General features: G+C 68.5%; 14 protein-coding genes. 3 read left to right on the plus strand and 11 right to left on the minus strand.

Annotated features, from left to right (window positions below):
- Positions 1-21: 21 nt before the first annotated feature.
- The 3 genes from AB8K43_RS03065 to gyrB form a co-directional block, all read right to left on the minus strand.
- On the minus strand, positions 22-534 hold the full coding sequence (locus AB8K43_RS03065; protein WP_370891359.1) for a DUF3566 domain-containing protein: 513 nt from the start codon (positions 532-534) through the stop codon (positions 22-24).
- Positions 531-3086 carry a DNA gyrase subunit A gene (gyrA, locus tag AB8K43_RS03070; RefSeq protein ID WP_370892081.1) on the minus strand — a complete coding sequence of 852 codons (2556 nt, stop codon included), beginning with the start codon at positions 3084-3086 and terminating at the stop codon, positions 531-533. The genes AB8K43_RS03065 and gyrA overlap by 4 nt, the downstream gene beginning before the upstream one ends.
- Before the next feature lie 110 nt (positions 3087-3196).
- A complete protein-coding gene (gene gyrB / locus AB8K43_RS03075; RefSeq protein ID WP_370892083.1) occupies positions 3197-5242 on the minus strand; it encodes a DNA topoisomerase (ATP-hydrolyzing) subunit B in 2046 nt (681 codons plus the stop codon).
- A 587-nt stretch (positions 5243-5829) separates the two neighbouring features.
- Here gyrB and AB8K43_RS03080 point away from each other — a divergent pair.
- On the plus strand, positions 5830-6348 hold the full coding sequence (locus AB8K43_RS03080; protein ID WP_370891361.1) for a hypothetical protein: 519 nt from the start codon (positions 5830-5832) through the stop codon (positions 6346-6348).
- A 31-nt stretch (positions 6349-6379) separates the two neighbouring features.
- Here AB8K43_RS03080 and AB8K43_RS03085 read toward each other — a convergent pair whose 3' ends face one another.
- From AB8K43_RS03085 to AB8K43_RS03120, 8 genes are all read right to left on the minus strand, one after another.
- Entirely contained in the window at positions 6380-7186 is an 807-nt protein-coding gene (locus AB8K43_RS03085; protein ID WP_370891363.1) for a hypothetical protein, read from the minus strand.
- Positions 7187-7226: 40 nt separating this feature from the next.
- A complete protein-coding gene (locus AB8K43_RS03090) occupies positions 7227-8672 on the minus strand; it encodes an aldehyde dehydrogenase (RefSeq protein WP_370891367.1) in 1446 nt (481 codons plus the stop codon).
- A gap of 2 nt (positions 8673-8674) precedes the next feature.
- Positions 8675-8881, minus strand: a complete 207-nt coding sequence (locus AB8K43_RS03095) for a 4-oxalocrotonate tautomerase family protein (RefSeq protein ID WP_370891371.1) — start codon at positions 8879-8881, stop codon at positions 8675-8677.
- On the minus strand, positions 8881-9663 hold the full coding sequence (locus AB8K43_RS03100; RefSeq protein ID WP_370891374.1) for a 2-keto-4-pentenoate hydratase: 783 nt from the start codon (positions 9661-9663) through the stop codon (positions 8881-8883). Before AB8K43_RS03100 ends, AB8K43_RS03095 begins: the two co-directional genes overlap by 1 nt.
- A complete protein-coding gene (gene dmpG, locus AB8K43_RS03105; protein WP_370891383.1) occupies positions 9660-10736 on the minus strand; it encodes a 4-hydroxy-2-oxovalerate aldolase in 1077 nt (358 codons plus the stop codon). The genes AB8K43_RS03100 and dmpG overlap by 4 nt, the downstream gene beginning before the upstream one ends.
- Before the next feature lie 2 nt (positions 10737-10738).
- Positions 10739-11713, minus strand: coding sequence for an acetaldehyde dehydrogenase (acetylating) (locus AB8K43_RS03110; protein ID WP_370891385.1), 975 nt, complete (start codon positions 11711-11713; stop codon positions 10739-10741).
- Entirely contained in the window at positions 11710-12510 is an 801-nt protein-coding gene (locus tag AB8K43_RS03115) for a 2-keto-4-pentenoate hydratase (protein ID WP_370891389.1), read from the minus strand. The genes AB8K43_RS03110 and AB8K43_RS03115 overlap by 4 nt, the downstream gene beginning before the upstream one ends.
- A 278-nt stretch (positions 12511-12788) precedes the next feature.
- Positions 12789-13601 (minus strand): IclR family transcriptional regulator, encoded by an 813-nt coding sequence (locus tag AB8K43_RS03120; protein ID WP_370891390.1) that lies wholly within the window; start codon positions 13599-13601, stop codon positions 12789-12791.
- 94 nt (positions 13602-13695) lie between these two features.
- Between AB8K43_RS03120 and AB8K43_RS03125 the strand changes: the two genes are divergently transcribed.
- Both AB8K43_RS03125 and AB8K43_RS03130 read left to right on the plus strand, forming a co-directional pair.
- The gene (locus AB8K43_RS03125) at positions 13696-14460 is read left to right on the plus strand and encodes an IclR family transcriptional regulator (protein WP_370891392.1); all 765 of its coding nucleotides are present in this window, start codon (positions 13696-13698) and stop codon (positions 14458-14460) included.
- Positions 14461-14697: 237 nt separating this feature from the next.
- A complete protein-coding gene (locus tag AB8K43_RS03130) occupies positions 14698-15639 on the plus strand; it encodes a type IV toxin-antitoxin system AbiEi family antitoxin domain-containing protein (protein WP_370891394.1) in 942 nt (313 codons plus the stop codon).
- The last annotated feature ends 119 nt before the right edge of the window (positions 15640-15758 follow it).

Below are 15758 nucleotides of genomic sequence, written 5' to 3' on the forward strand. Positions count from 1 at the left end.
ACGCGACCAAAACGCGCTTGATCAGTCGTCGGTGAGGGTGAGGTTGAGCCCGCCGACGAGGCTCGCGATCGTGTTGTAGAGGAAGGCGCTCAGCGTCGCGAGCGCAGTCATCAAGAAGACATCGATCACCGCGACGACCACCGAAAGCGAGACCACGCGGCCAAAGCCCATGAAGTCCAAGACGTCGAAGGACGCGCCCGCGCCCTCGCCGACGATCTGACCGGTGAGGTCATTGATCGCGTCGAAGACGCCCATCGCGGCCATCAGCGACCACAGCACGGCGGTCATCACGACCATCGCGATCCCGAGGGCGACCGAGAGGAGGAAGCCCACCTTCATCGCCGACCACGGGTCGACCCGGGCCACCATGAGCTTGACCCGGCGGGAAGGGCGCTCCGCGGCGGTCTGGCTGGTCCGATCGGCATCGCGCGCGCGATCGGACTCGGTCGAAGGGGGCGGCGGCACCTCGTCGTAGTCGGTCACCGCAGAACCCTTGGCCTCATCAACCCTCGGCGTTTCGCGCGTCGTGCTCATCGGTCACCTCCGTCAGGGCCGTCCCCCTGGTCGTCGCCCGACTCGTCCGCGACGGGCTCAGACTCCGACGGTACCTGCTCGGGCCCCTCCGGCGTCACTTCGTCCGCGGTGACATCGCCGTCAGTTGCGTCCTGCGGGTCCTCCGAGCCTTCCTCGGCTCGCTCGGTGTTGCGGGCGACGGCGACGATCGTGTCGTTCTTGCGCGGGGTCGCAAAGCTCACGCCCATCGTGTTGCGCCCGGTGCGGTGCACCTCATCGACGCGGCTGCGCACGATATTGCCGCGCTCCATCACGACCATGACCTCGTCGCCTTCGTCGACGGTGAGAGCGCCGACGAGATGGCCGCCCTTCCCGGAGCGGGCCGCGGTGACGCCGAGAGTGCCGCGCCCCTTCGGGGTCCATTCCGAGGCGCTGGTGCGCTTGGCGACGCCATTTTCGAAGACCACGAAGACGTCGGGGTCGGTGCCCTCGGGAATGACATTCATCGCGAGCAGCGAGTCGTCCCCGCGGAACTTCATGCCCGTCACACCGCTCGTCGCGCGGCCCATCGGGCGCAACTGGGCATCGGTCGCGTGGAAGCGCACCGACTGCGCCTGCCGCGAGACGAGGAGCAGGTCGTCCTCCGCCGACGCCAACGCGGCCGAGACGAGCTCGTCCCCTTCTCGCAGGTTGACCGCGATGAGGCCACCAGTGCGCGGTGAGTCGTACTCGGTGAGGCGAGTCTTTTTCACCAGGCCCTTGTGCGTCGCGAGCACGAGATACGGCGCGGCGTCGTAGTCCTCGATCGCGAGGACCGCCGCGATGCGCTCCTCGGGCAGGAAGGCCATGACGTTGGCGACGTGCTGGCCCTTGGAGTCCCGACCGGCGTCGGGCAACTCATAGGCCTTCGCCCGGTAGACCCGGCCGAGGTTGGTGAAGAAGAGGAGCCAGTGGTGCGTCGTCGTCGTGAAGAAGTGCTCGACGACGTCCTCACCGCGAAGGGAGGTGCCACGCACCCCCTTCCCTCCGCGACGCTGGCTGCGGTACTCGCTCACCTTGACCCGCTTGGCGTACCCGCCGCGGGTGATGGTGACGACCACGTCCTCTTCGGGGATCAAGTCCTCCATCGACATGTCGCCGTCGAAGGGGACGATCTGGGTGCGCCGGTCATCGCCGTAGCGGTTCACGATGTCGGCGAGCTCGTCGGAGACGATCTGGCGCTGACGCTCGGGCTTGGCGAGGATGTCGCGATAGTCGAGGATCCGGGCCTCGATCTCGTCGTGCTCGTCGATGATCTTCTGGCGCTCCATCGCCGCGAGCCGGCGCAACTGGAGGTTCAAGATCGCCGTCGCCTGGATCTCATCGATCGCGAGCAGTTCCATCAGGCCGGTCCGCGCGTCCTCGACGGTGGGGCTGCGACGGATGAGCGCGATGACCTCATCGAGGGCGTCGAGCGCCTTTAAGAAGCCCCGCAAGACGTGGATCGCGGCCTCGTCCTTGGCGAGCCGGAAGCGGGTGCGCCGGACGATGACCTCGATCTGGTGATCCACCCAGTGCCGCACGAAGGCGTCGACCGGCAGGGTGCGCGGCACACCGTCGACCAGGGCGAGCATGTTGGCGCCGAAGGTGGTCTGCAGTTGGGTGTGCTTGTAGAGGTTGTTGAGCACGACCTTGGCGACGGCATCGCGCTTGAGCTTGATGACGAGGCGTTGGCCGGTGCGACCGGAGGAGTGGTCCTCGATGTCGGCGATCCCCGCGAGCTTGCCGTCCTTGACGAGGTCGGCGATCTTCAGCGCGAGGGTATCGGGGTTGACCTGGTAGGGGAGTTGGGTGACGACCAGCGCCGTGCGGCCCTGGATCTCCTCCACCTCGACGATGGCGCGCATGATGATCGACCCGCGCCCGGTCGTGTAGGCGTCCTCGATCCCCTTCGTGCCCATGATGAGCGCGCCGGTCGGGAAGTCCGGGCCCTTGACCCGCTCCATGACCGCAGTGAGCGTCTCCTCGCGGGTGGCGTCGGGGTGGGCGAGCAGCCACTGGCAGGCCTCGGCGACCTCGCGCAGGTTGTGCGGAGGGATCTGCGTCGCCATGCCGACCGCGATCCCCGCCGAACCGTTGACGAGCAGGTTCGGGAAGCGCGCGGGCAGCACGCTCGGCTGCATCGTCTTGCCGTCGTAGTTCGGCTCGAAGTCGACGGTGTCCTCGTGGATATCGCGCACGAGTTCCATCGCGAGCGGCGCCATCCGGCACTCGGTGTATCGCGGCGCGGCGGCGCCGTCATTGCCGGCCGAGCCGAAGTTGCCCTGCCCGTCGATCAGCGGGTAGCGCATCGCCCACGGCTGGACGAGGCGCACCATCGCGTCATAGATCGCCGAGTCACCATGCGGGTGGTACTGACCCATGACGTCACCGACGACGCGGCTGCACTTGTTGTACCCGCGGTCGGGGCGGTACCCGCCGTCGTACATGGCGTAAACGATCCGGCGGTGGACGGGCTTCAAGCCATCGCGAACGTCGGGCAACGCGCGGCTCACGATGACGCTCATCGCGTACTCGATGTAGCTGCGCTGCATCTCGGCGTTGAGGTCGATCGGCTCGATCCGGTCGCTGACGGGGGGAGGTACGTCGGTCACTGAGGTTCCCTTTGAGGTTTAGAGCGAAGGGGGGATGCGGGCGGGGCCGCTTAGATGTCGAGGAAGCGCACGTCGCGGGCGTTGCGCTGGATGAAGGTCCGACGCGAGTCGACGTCTTCGCCCATCAGGACCGAGAAGACCTCGTCGGCGGCGGCCGCATCATCGAGCGTCACCTGGAGCAGGACCCGGTGATCGGGGTCCATCGTGGTCTCCCACAGCTCCTGGTAGTTCATCTCGCCGAGACCCTTGTAGCGCTGGATCCCGTTTTCCTTCGGCAGGCGCCACCCCTGGCTCTGGCCGTGCGTGACCATGCCGTCGCGCTCGCGGTCGGAGAAGGCGAACTCGTGCTCGTGGTTGGTCCACTTCAGGCGATAGAGCGGCGGCTGGGCCAGGTAGACGTACCCGGCCTCAATCAGCGGCTTCATGAAGCGGAAGAGGAGGGTGAGCAGCAGGGTCCGAATGTGCATCCCGTCGACATCGGCATCGGCCATCAGCACGATCTTGTGATAGCGGGCCTTGGCGATGTCGAACTCTTCGCCGATGCCCGTGCCGAAGGCGGAGATCAGCGACTGGACCTCTTGGTTGGCAAGAACCTTGTCGATCCGGGCCTTTTCGACGTTGAGGATCTTGCCGCGGATCGGCAGGATCGCCTGGGTCACCGGGTTGCGGCCCTGGGTCGCCGAACCGCCGGCCGAGTCCCCTTCGACGATGAAGACCTCGGAGATGCTCGGGTCCTTGCTCTGGCAGTCCTTGAGCTTGCCGGGGAGCCCACCGGACTCAAGCAGGCCCTTGCGGCGAGTGGCCTCGCGGGCCTTGCGCGCGGCCATCCGGGCCGCGGCGGCCTGGACCGCCTTGCGCACGATGTCCTTGCCCTCGCTCGGGTGCGCCCCGAGCCAGTGCCCGAACTCCTCGGTCATCGCGCGCTGAACGAAGCCCTTGACCTCGGAATTGCCGAGCTTGGTCTTGGTCTGACCCTCGAACTGCGGTTCGCCGAGCTTGACCGAGACGACCGCGGTGAGGCCCTCGCGGATGTCATCGCCGGTGAGGTTCTCGTCCTTGTCCTTCAGCAGGTTTTGCCGGCGGGCGAAGTCGTTGACGAGCTTGGTCAGCGCCGCGCGGAACCCCTCTTCGTGCGTGCCGCCCTCATGGGTGTTGATCGTGTTGGCGTAGGTGTGGACCGACTCGGAGTAGGCCGTCGTCCATTGCATCGCGATCTCGACCGACAAGGAGCGCTGAGCGTCCTCGGCGGAGATGTCGATGATGTCGGGGTTCACCGCATCGCTGCGCTTGGACGAGTTGAGGTGCTTGACGTAGTCGACGAGACCGCCGTCGTAGCGGTAGGAGACCTTGCGGGCCCGGACGACCTCACCGGCGGCGCTGCCGTCCTCTTCGTCCTTGACCACCTCGGCGACGTCGGCCTCGAGGTCATCGAGATCGACCTCATCGGTCTCGGGCTCGTCGACCCGTTCGTCGATCAGGTTGATCGTGAGGCCCTTGTTAAGGAAGGCCATCTGCTGGAAGCGCGCCCGGATCGTCTCGTAGTCGTAGGTGACGGTGTCGAAGATCTCCGGGTTGGCCCAGAAGGTGATGGTGGTCCCGGTCTTGTCGGTCTCTTCCATCTGGGTGAGCGGGCCGGTCGGCACACCGTGGTCGAAGGACATCCGGAAGGCGTGCCCCTTCTGACGCACGCACACATCGAGCCGCGTCGAGAGGGCATTGACCACCGAGGACCCGACGCCGTGGAGGCCACCGGAGACCTTGTACCCACCGCCGCCGAACTTCCCGCCGGCGTGGAGCTGGGTCAAGACCAACTCGACGGCGCTCACCCCTTCGGTTTCATGGATGTCGGTCGGGATGCCGCGACCGTTGTCCTTGACCCGCACGCTGCCGTCGGCCATCAAGGTGACATCGATCGTGTCGGCGTACCCGGCGAGCGCCTCATCGACGGAGTTGTCGACGATCTCCCACACGAGGTGGTGCAGGCCGCGCTCACCGGTCGAGCCGATGTACATGCCCGGGCGCTTGCGCACGGCCTCCAAACCCTCAAGGACGGTGATCGCGCTCGCGTCGTAGGTCGTCTCGACGGGGCCGCTCACCGGTGCCGATGCGGGCTCCGTGGCGTCCTGCTCGGTCGCGGGATCGGGCTCATTGGGCTCAGGCGTGTGCTCGGCCACGGTGCTCCTCGTCTAGGGGGCGAAAGATGCGACATATCGCGGGTCGCGGCCGGTGCTCGGCCGGCCGCGGGACTGACTCCTCATCTTACCTTCGTCGGGCCCCTAAAGCCGCATCTGAGCGCCCGTAACGGTGGATTACAGCGCCGAAGGGGGGATCGCCCGAACCCCCACACGCAACCCGGGCTTCTAGCGCGTCTCCGACGCGCTGGTGCGACCCGGCGTCGGCGCCCCATCTGAGTGTTACGCGAGCCCTAGCAGAACGGCGGGCGAGCACCCGGTAAACACCGGCTACTCAAGGGTAACAAAACGATCACGGGAATCCCGATTTTCCGCGTGGGTGTTTCGCGCTCTCCGTAATCTCGTGAATCGACTTCCTTTCGCTTTTCGCCTTTTATGGCTCACTGCTTTTCCCCTGTACACCTCACCTTTCCCCTGTGAGCAACGCCGCTGCCAAACGACACATGGGGTCGGACCGCGCCTGCCGCGAGCACCACCGAGGGATTTTTCTGATGACCACCACACCGCATACCCGACCGATCACCCGTCGCACCCTCACCAAGGGGGTCGCCTGGGCCGCTCCGGTTCTCGCCATCGGCGTCGCCGCCCCCGCGTACGCGACCTCGGGGCCGGCACCGACCTTTACTTTCATTAAGGCCTGTAAGAGCCCGGGAGACTCGTGCAAGGTCTTCCCCAAGGGGTACGAATTCCGGTTCACCGTTTGTAACCCCGGGACCGAAACCATCTGGCTCTACACCGTGACCTACACGGCCACCGGCACCAACTTGAAATTGATCCACGCCTCGCCGCCACTGCCCATCCGGGTCGATCCGGGAGGGTGTCGTGAGGTCGTCTTCCGAGCGGACAGCAGCAACAGCGCGAATCAGGACTTCCAGGCCACCATGACCGTCACCTGGGGCCACACCCAGACCGCCGGGGGAGATCCGAACCCGCACCCCCCGGTCAGCACTACCTACACCGTCCCGGGGACCCCTCCCGACTGCGCGTGCACGGCCGCCCCGGTCCCGTAGGCCACTTCCCGGGTGGCTTCGGGCACCCGGGTCAGTAGAGGTAGACCACCGCGTTGTTGCCTCCGGTGCAGCGGGTGACCGCCGCCCCCGAGCAGGACATCCGGTAGACCTTCCCGGTCGCCGGGCTCTTCGCGCGGACCGTGATCGCGGAGCCGTCGCCGCCCCCTTCGATATAGGCCTTGCGGACGCGCACGGCGAAACCGCAGGTGGTCGATGTGGTGCCGACACCGACGCGGGTGCCGCGCCACGATCCGGCGCAGACCTTCTTCACCGCGGCGGGCTTGGTTCCGCTGCGCTTGACCCCGGTGGAACTCGTGGAGCTCTTGCTCGGCGAGGTGCTGGTCGAGCTTGGGGTCGTCGGGGTCGGTTCCCCGGTCGTGGTCGGCTCTGGGGTGGTGGTCACGGTGGTCGTCGCTGGCGCCGCGCTCTGGTTGTCCGAGCCCATGATCTGGAACAGGCCCATAATGAGCGCGCCCACGAGGACGGCTCCGACCAGCATCGCGACCAGGGCGAAGGGGGAGAGGCCCGCGCCACCCGCGCGAGGGGCCGCGGAGCGCGTGCCTGCCGCCGGGCCCTGCGCTCCTGCAGACGCGGGGGGCGGATAGGCCGGCGACGGCGAGGCCGGAGGCACGACGGGCGGCGGCGGGGTGGCCCGCACCACGGGCTGCGGCGCGGTGTCGTCATCGGCGTTCTCGGACACCGGCAGCGGCGGGATCGGCCGGGTCGGCGCGGCGTTCGGCGGTGCCTGATGGGTCGACGGCTCCCCGCGGGAGCCGAAAAGGTCCTCCAGCGCCTCGACCCCTTCGGGCTGCTCGGATCGACGATCGTCGCTACTCATGGGCGGCAACGATACGTGCCGACACCGTGCGGGGCCGCGGCTAACCCCGATCGATCTGCATGACGACGGCCTTGGGCTCGGTGAAGAACTCCCGGCTGAAGTCTCCCCCTTCGCGCCCCACACCGGAGTCGCCGACCCCTCCGAAGGGGGTCCGCAGGTCGCGGATGAAGAAGCAGTTGACCCAGACGGTCCCGGCCTTGAGGCGCGAGGCGACGCGGTGGGCGCGGGAGAGGTTTTCGGTGAAGAGCATGGCGTTGAGGCCATAGCGGGTGTCGTTCGCGAGGTGGACCGCCTTGTCCTCGGTGTCGAAGCGGTTTACGACGCAGACCGGGCCGAAGATCTCCTCGCAGTACGGCGCCGAGTCCAGTCCAAGGCCCTCGATGATCGTGGGCCGCACGACCCACGTGCCGTCATCGGCCACGCCGCCGGTGCGCAGGGTGCCGTCGAGGTCCTTCGCCTGCTGGACATAGGAGGAGACCTTCTCGAAGTGCTTGCGGCTCGCGAGCGCGGAGAAGGTCGTCGTAGGGTCGAAGGGGTCACCGATCGTCAGCGCCTCCGCGGCGGCGACGAAACGCTCCATGAAGGCGTCATAGATCCCGTCTTGGACGAAGAGGCGCGAGCCGGCGAGGCAGATCTGCCCGGCGTTGCGGAAGATCGCCTCGATCGCCCAGTGCACGGCGTTATCGAGGTCCGCGTCATCGAAGACGATGTTGGCCCCCTTCCCGCCGAGTTCCAGCGACACCGGGGCGAGATGGGTTGCCGCAGAGGCCATCACGAGCTTGCCGGTCTGCGAGGAACCGGTGAAGGTGACCCGATCAACCCGGTCATCACCGGTCAGGGTGGAGCCCGCGGGGGCGCCGTGGCCGTTGAGGACATTGAGGACCCCATCTGGCAGGCCGGCCTCGGTGGCGAGCCGCCCCAGCAAGGTCACCGACGCTGGGGTGTCCTCGCTCGGCTTGATGATGCAGGTATTGCCCCAAGCGATCGCCGGCGCGATCTTCCAGGTCGCCATCATCAGCGGGAAGTTCCACGGGCTGATCGCCGCGACCACGCCAGCCGGGCCGAACTCGGAGTAACTGTGGTGGCCGCTATCCATCGGGAAGACCTCGCCGGTGTGGTCGCGCTGGTGATCGGCGAAGAAGCGGAAGTTGTGCACGGATCGGGCGACATCGTGCTTGGCCTGCGCGAAGGGCTTAGCCATGTTGGTCGAGTCCAAGGTCGCGAGGTCATCCGAGCGCGCTTCCATCAGGTCGGCGAGGGCGTGGATCGCGCCCGCTCGCTCAGCCCGGGACATCCGCGGCCACGGCCCCTCATCGAAGGCCCGGCGCGAGCTCGCGATCGCCCGGTGCGCATCCTCTTCCTGCCCATCGGCCGCGCTCGCCCAGACCTCGCGAGTCCACGGGTTCCACACCTCGAAGGTCTCACCGCCCGCGGACGGCACCTCCTCGCCGTCGATGATGTGGCCGAAGAAGGGCTGGTCGCTCATGGCTACTCCTTAGGGGGCGCGGCGTGCCGCTCGGCGAGGGTCACGTCACCGGCGGCGAAGTGGGTCGTCGGCACCTCGCGCACGACGACGCGAATGCTCGGGATGGGGGCGTCGATGCTGTCGGCGACGGCGTGGGTCAGGGCGCTGATCATCGAGCGGATCTGCTCCGGCGTGCGCCCCTGCGTCAGCGTGACCTCGATCAGCGGCATCAGGCGCCGCCGCTCACGTGGACCGAACCGAGGCGGCTGAAGTGGAAGGCGAGGCTGGCCCCCGCGGGCGCGGGGACCGCGTCGGTCATGCCACCGGTTAAGACGATCCAGCCCGGCTCGATCGCGTGCCCGCGACGGGCGAGGTCATTGGCCGCGAGAGCGAGGGCTTCGGCCGGATGCCCTTGCACCGCAGCGCCGGTCGCCGAATCGGTGACGACCCCGTCGACCTCCACCAGGACCCCTTCGAGAGAGAGGTCGAGCTCGCTCGGCGGTAGCGCGATGGGCCCCGTGACGAAGGCGCCGGAGCTCGCGTTATCGGCAGCGACGTCCCCGGCGGTGAACCGGAAATCCCGGTACCGGCTGTCGATCACCTCGGCGCCGCCGAGCACGACATCGACGGCAGCGAGCGCCTGCGCGGCAGTCACGCCAGGGCCCTCGAGGCGCTCGCCCATCACGAAGACGATCTCCGGCTCGACGCGTGGGTGGATCAGGCGGTCCTGGGGGACCGGGTCGCCGGCCGGCAGGATCATCGCGTCGGTCAGCCAGGCGACGAAGGGAGTGTCGACCCCCATGCGCTGCTGCTTGGCGCGCGAGGTAAGGCCCAGCTTGACGCCGATCAGGCGCTCGCCGCGATCGAGTCGGCGCTGCAGGGTGAGGTCCTGGATTTGGTACCCGGTCGCGAGGTCGAGTTCGGGCCAGTCGTCGGTGAAGGGAGGGCGGTCGCGCCGCTCGTCCTCACACGCAAGGAGCTCAGTCGCGACCGATTCGACATCCCAGGTCACGCGGGCACCCCCTTCGCCTCGAGGAGTTCGCGCCGGAGGCCGAGCGCGACGTCGATGATCATGTCCTCCTGGCCGCCGACGTAGCCCGCTTCGCCGACGCGGCGCAGGATCTCGTGGGCGGGCACGTCGTAGCGCTCGGCGGCGCGCTCGGCGTGGAGGAGGAAGCTCGAGTACACCCCGGCGTAGCCCTGCATGATCGACGAGCGATCCATCCACGGCAGCCGGCGGATGATCGGGCGCACGACGTCTTCGGCGGCGGCCATGACCGCGCCGAGGTCGACCCCGGTCGCGTAGCCGCTGCGCTCGAAGGCGGCGACGAGGACCTCGGTGGGGGAGTTACCCGCACCGGCGCCGAGCGCGCAGAGGGCACCGTCGATCTGGGTGGCGCCCGCGCGGACGGCGAGGACGGAGTTGGCGACGCCGAAGGACATGTTTTGGTGGCCGTGATAGCCGACCTGGGCGTCGCCCCCGAGCTCGGCGACCAGGGCGGCAACCCGGTCGGACGCCTCTTCGAGGATGAGGGCGCCGGCCGAATCGACGACGTACACGCACTGGCACCCCGCGTCGACCTGGATGCGGGCCTGCTTGGCGAGTTCCTCCGGCGTCGTCTTGTGGCTCAGCATCAAGAAGCCGACGGTCTCCATCCCGAGATCGCGCGCCGCCCCGAAGTGCTGGATCGAGACGTCCGCCTCGGTGCAATGCGTCGCGATCCGAGCGATCTGAGCGCCCATGTCATGCGCGCGCTCGAGATCCTCGACCCGACCCAGGCCGGGCAGCATCAGCACCGCGATCTTCGCCCGCTCGGCCTCCGCCACTGCGGCCTTGATCAGGGCCATCTCGTCGACCGCGGAGAAGCCGTAGTTGAAGGACGACCCCCCGAGACCATCGCCGTGCGTGACCTCGATGACCTGCACTCCGGCCTGGTCTAGCGCCCGCACCGTGGTGCGGACCTGCTCCTCGGTGAACTGGTGCTGCATCGGGTGCGAGCCGTCACGCAAGGTGGTGTCGGTAATCCGCACGTCCACCCCTTCGCGGAAGGTCGGAGTGACGTAGGGGTGCTGGGGCGTGGTCATCGTCAGGCTCCTGCCGGGACGGGCTCGCTCGCGCCGTGCTCGGACACCCAGCCCGAGGAGACGCCGAGGCGATGGCTGATGATCAGGTCGCCGACGCGGGCGGCGGCGGCGGTGATGATGTCGAGATTTCCGGCGTAGTCGGGCAGGTAGTCGCCGCGGCCGCGGACCTCGACCGGGACGGTGACCCGAGCCATGCCGTGCCAGAGGTCGCGGGCGTGGTCGTACTGGGGCTCGGCGCGCAGGTGGTAGCCGGGCACATACTCCTGGACGGTCGCGACCATCTGCTCGATCGAGGCATTGACCGCGTCGTTGAGTTCGCCCGGCTCGGCGGCCTCGGCGGGGATCGCGCAGAAGACGGTGTTGCGCATCATCAGCGGGGGCTCGACCGGGTTCAAGATGATGATCGCCTTGCCGCGCTTGGCGCCGCCGACCACTTCGAGGGCCTCCGACGTGGTCTCGGTGAACTCATCGATATTGGCGCGCGTGCCGGGGCCCGCCGACTTCGACGAGATCGAGGCGACGATTTCGGCGTAGGAGACATCGACGACCCGGGAGACCGCCTTGACGATCGGCGTGGTCGCCTGACCGCCGCAGGTGATCATGTTGACGTTCATCGCGTCGAGGTTGAACTCGAGGTTGACCGGCGGGCAGATATACGGGCCGACTGCCGCGGGGGTGAGGTCCACGGCGACGATCCCCGCCTCCGCGTAACGCGGGGCATTCGCGGCGTGCGCCTTGGCCGAGGTGCACTCGAAGACGATGTCCGGCAGCTCATCCTGCGCGAGCAGCCAGTCCACCCCTTCGTGGCTCGCCTCCAAGCCCACCGACGCGGCGCGGCGCAAACCATCGCTCGCCGGGTCGACGCCGATCATGTAGCGCGGCTCGATGATCTCGCTGCGGCGCATCAACTTGAACATCAGGTCGGTGCCGATATTGCCGGGACCGACGATCGCGGCCGTGCCCTTGGGGGTGCTCATGCGTTCTCCTTGGCGAAGCGTGCGGTCACCGAGCCGAGCCCGGCGAAGGTCGCGGTGAAGGTGTCCCCCGGGGCGATCGGGACCATCGAGGTCACCGAGCCGGGGAGGATGACGTGGCCGGGCTCGAGGGTGACCCCGCGAGCGCCGAGGGTGTTGGCGAGCCAGACCAGCGAGGTGATCGGAGAGCCGAGGACCGCTCCGCCGACACCGGTCCCGACGATCTGCGCGTTGCGGGTGAAGACGCAGCCGGTGAGGCGCAGGTCGACGTCCTCGAGACGGGTGGGGGTCGAGCCGAGGACGAAGGCGCCGGAGCTCGCGTTGTCGGCGATCGTGTCGACGAGGGTGATCTTCCAGTCGGCGACGCGACTGTCGACGATCTCAAGCGCGGGCAGTACATAGTCGACGGCGCTGATCGCCTGGGCGACGGTGACGCCCGGTCCGCTCAGGGGCCGGCTGAGGACGAAGGCGACCTCCGGCTCGACCCGTGGCTGAAGGAAACCGTCGAGCGGGATCGGCTGGTGCTCCAGATAGGCGAAGTCGTCCATGAGGTGGCCGTAGTCGGGTTGGTCGACCCCGAGTTGCTTTTGCATCGCGGCGCTCGTCAGGCCCACCTTGTGCCCGATGATCCGGCGCCCGGATTCGGTCCAGCGCTGCACCTGCGCGAGCTGGATCGCGTAGGCGTCGTCGACGGTGAGGCCGTCGAAGGTTTGGCTGAGGGGGTCGGTCGGCGCGCCGCTGTCGTACGCGTCGAGGAGACGCTGCGCTGCCTGCGTCTGCGTCTCGCTGGGGTGATCCATCACGGCTCCTGGTGCCATCGGTCGCGAAGGTGCTTTCGCATGCTAGGTCGCCGATTCCCCCTTCATCCGGGCTCGTTCCTCCCCCGGGAACGTCCGACGAGGTGGTGCGCTGTTGCGGTGTTAGTGGCGGGGAAACCGTCGCCGGACGCGGTTTTTTCCCCGTCCCGTGACCGGGTCCGCGGCAGGTCTGGGTTCCGGTGGGGAAGGGGGCTACCGCGCGACGCGGCGGCGGGCGGCGCTGCGTCGGTCGTGACGGCGGCGGTCGAAGGGAGGTGAGCTCACCTCAACTGGGTCGCGGCCCGGGCGATCCGGCGCGCGGCCGCGGTGAGGACCGGGACGACGCGCTCGATGTCCGGGCCCACGGACGCGGTCGGGCCGAAGATCGACACCGATGCAAGTGCCACCCGATCGATGATCACGGGCACGGCGACCGAGGAGACGCCCTCGAACGACGCGTCGGTCGACATCGCAAAGCCGGAGCGCCGCACCTTCTCGAGTTCGGCATCCCACACCTCTTCGCGCCGGATCGTTCCGCGTAGTCGCGGGGGGAATCCGGCGTCCCGGCGGGCCCGGTCGAGCGCGGCGTTGTGCGCGGCGATGGCCTTGCCGGACGAGGTGCAGTGCGCGGGGAGGCGCCGTCCGACGTGGCCGAGGATGCGCACTCCGGCCTGGGTTTCGAGGCGCTCGACGAAGACGATGTCGGCGCCGTCGGGGACGCCGAAGTTGACGGTGTGCCCGGTGACGCGCGCGACCTCGCGCAGGGTCGGCAGGGCGACATGGCGGATCTCGTTACGCGCCTGAGCCAGCTGGCCAAGTTCGTAGAGGTGGATCCCGAGGCGGTAGAGGCCAGAGTCCTCATCCTGCTCGACGAAACCGCGGCTCGACAGGGTCGTGAGGACGCGGTGGGCGGTGGATTTGGCCACCCCGAGACGCCGCGCGATATCGGAGACACCGAGTTCGCCGTCGGTCGCGAAACACTCCAACACATCGAGCGCGGTCCCCACCGAACGCAACCCGGCGCCCCCTTCGCGATCGGTCATCCGCTTGGGCGTCGAAGCGCACCACGGGTGCTCGGCGGAGGAGAGGACCATGGGTGCCGCCCTTTCGGGGATTGGGGCCGGGGCGCGTCATTGAACCGGCCGGTAACCCCTGACGATGACGGGCTCTTCGTGCTTTGATCAACCCATGTGTCCCGCTGAGCGGAACGAGGTGGCGCCGGGCGTCGTCGATAAGGTCGCGCTCATCTTGGCCGCCTTCGACTCCGGGGAGACGGACCTCGGGGTGCGCCAGATCGCCGCGCGCACCGGGCTCGCGACGAGCACCGTGCATCGGCTGACCAGTGAACTCGTGACGCACCGGGTGCTCGAGCGGGGTCTTGATGCCCGCCTACGCCTCGGGCTGCGCCTCTTCGAACTCGGCGAGCTCGTCCCGCGCCACCGCACCTTGAGTCAGGCGGCGCGCCCGATCATGGAGGACCTCTGGGCCGCCACGCACCAACGCATCCACCTCGCGGTGCTCGACGGCGTCGACGTCGTCTATGTCGAGATTGTCGGCGGGACGGGGCTCCCGCTCTCGTCGCGCACCGGTGGCCGGCTGCCGGCGCACGCGACCGGCGTGGGCAAGGTGATCCTCGCGTACTCCTCCGACGCGGTCATCCAGTCGGTCATCGACTCCGGGCTCCGTGGTCTCACGCCTCAGACCATCACGAGCGCGGAGGATCTGCAGCGGGCGCTCGCGACGATCCGCGCCGAGGGCACGGCCTATGACAACGAAGAGTCGCACCGCGGGATCTCTTGTGTCGCGGCACCCGTCTTCGGGATGAACCGGCAGATCCGGGCGGGGTTGTCGATCACCGGACAAACCCGCGCCATCGACCCCTTCCCGCTCGGCGTCGCCGTCCGGACGGCCGCCTTCACGCTGAGTCGCGCGCTGCGCCGCAGCCGCCTCTAACCCTGCCCGCGGGCGACGCCCCCTCGCCCCACTCCCGCGGTCCCCGGAAACTCCCAAAATCCCGCGGAACTCCACGAGAATCTCGGAACTTCCCTCGACGGAAGGGGGCCACGCTCGCCCGGCTCTCTCCGCCCACCTCGGCCGCGCACCGCCCTTCCTCCACCACGTTATCCACCGTGTGGGCAACGCTGTGGATAGCCGCTGTGATCTCGACGGGAAGGCTGTCACCGTTGCCCGATGAACGAGCGACTAGAGGCCTTCTCGATCAGCCGCGGTGGAGTCTTCACCGCCGAGCAGGCGGCGCGATTCGACGTGGACCGCCATGACTTGGCGTGCTTGCGCAGCCGCGGGCAGATCTGCCGGGTGCGACGCGATGCCTATGTCCTCGGCGAGGTCTGGCGTGCTGCGACGCCCGAGGAGCGGCTCGCCCTGCGCACGCGGGCGGTGCTCGCCGCTCGAGTCAGTGGGATCGCCAGCCACCAAAGTGCCCTCGCGCTCCACGGCCTGCCCTTGCTCGATCCCGAACGCGAAGTGGATGTTGTCGACGATGTCGTGAAACCACGAGTCGTCTCGGGAGTCCGGATCACTCCGCCACGAAAGGTCGGCACGGTGCGGTTCGCCGACGCGTTGGCGTGGGTCATGGTGGGCGGTTGCCCATCGCTGCCGATCTCCACCGCGGTCGTCGTGACGGCGGCGCGCGACGGGTTGTTGAGCGGACTCGTCCCCCTGGAGGCGGCACTACGCACCCGACAGTGCACCCTCGAGCACGTTAAGAGTGCGCTCGGTGTCGTACCACTTAGCCCCCGCGGGCGCCAGCGCGCTGAAGGGCTCTTGGCGCACGCCGACCCCGCGAGTGAATCGGTCGGCGAGACCCGCACCCACGTGCTCTTGAGCGATCTTGGCTTCCGGTGGCGCAGCCAGGTGCGCATCACCGACGCGGGCGGCGCCTTCGTGGCGCGCGTCGACTTCCTGGTCGAGGGGCAGGTCGTGGTCGAGTTCGATGGGGCGCTGAAGTATGACGGGCTGGAAGGGCGGGCCGCTCTCGTCGCCGAGAAGCTGCGCGAGGACCGGCTCCGCGCACTCGGCTATGCGGTCGTTCGCCTGACCTGGGCCGACCTCGACCACCCCGGGCACGTCGCCGCGAAGATCCGCCAGGCGCTCGGGCGCCTCACGGCCTGACGTCTCCCGCGCGAAGCCACCTCCGTCGCGGGAAACTCCCAACATCCCCTGGAACTCCACGAGAATCCCGGAACTTCCCGATACCCCGCCCGCGCACCCGACGCGACGGGAACCCCCTT

The sequence above is a fragment of the Janibacter sp. GXQ6167 genome, assembly GCF_041365945.1.
GTDB lineage: Bacteria > Actinomycetota > Actinomycetes > Actinomycetales > Dermatophilaceae > JBGFSK01.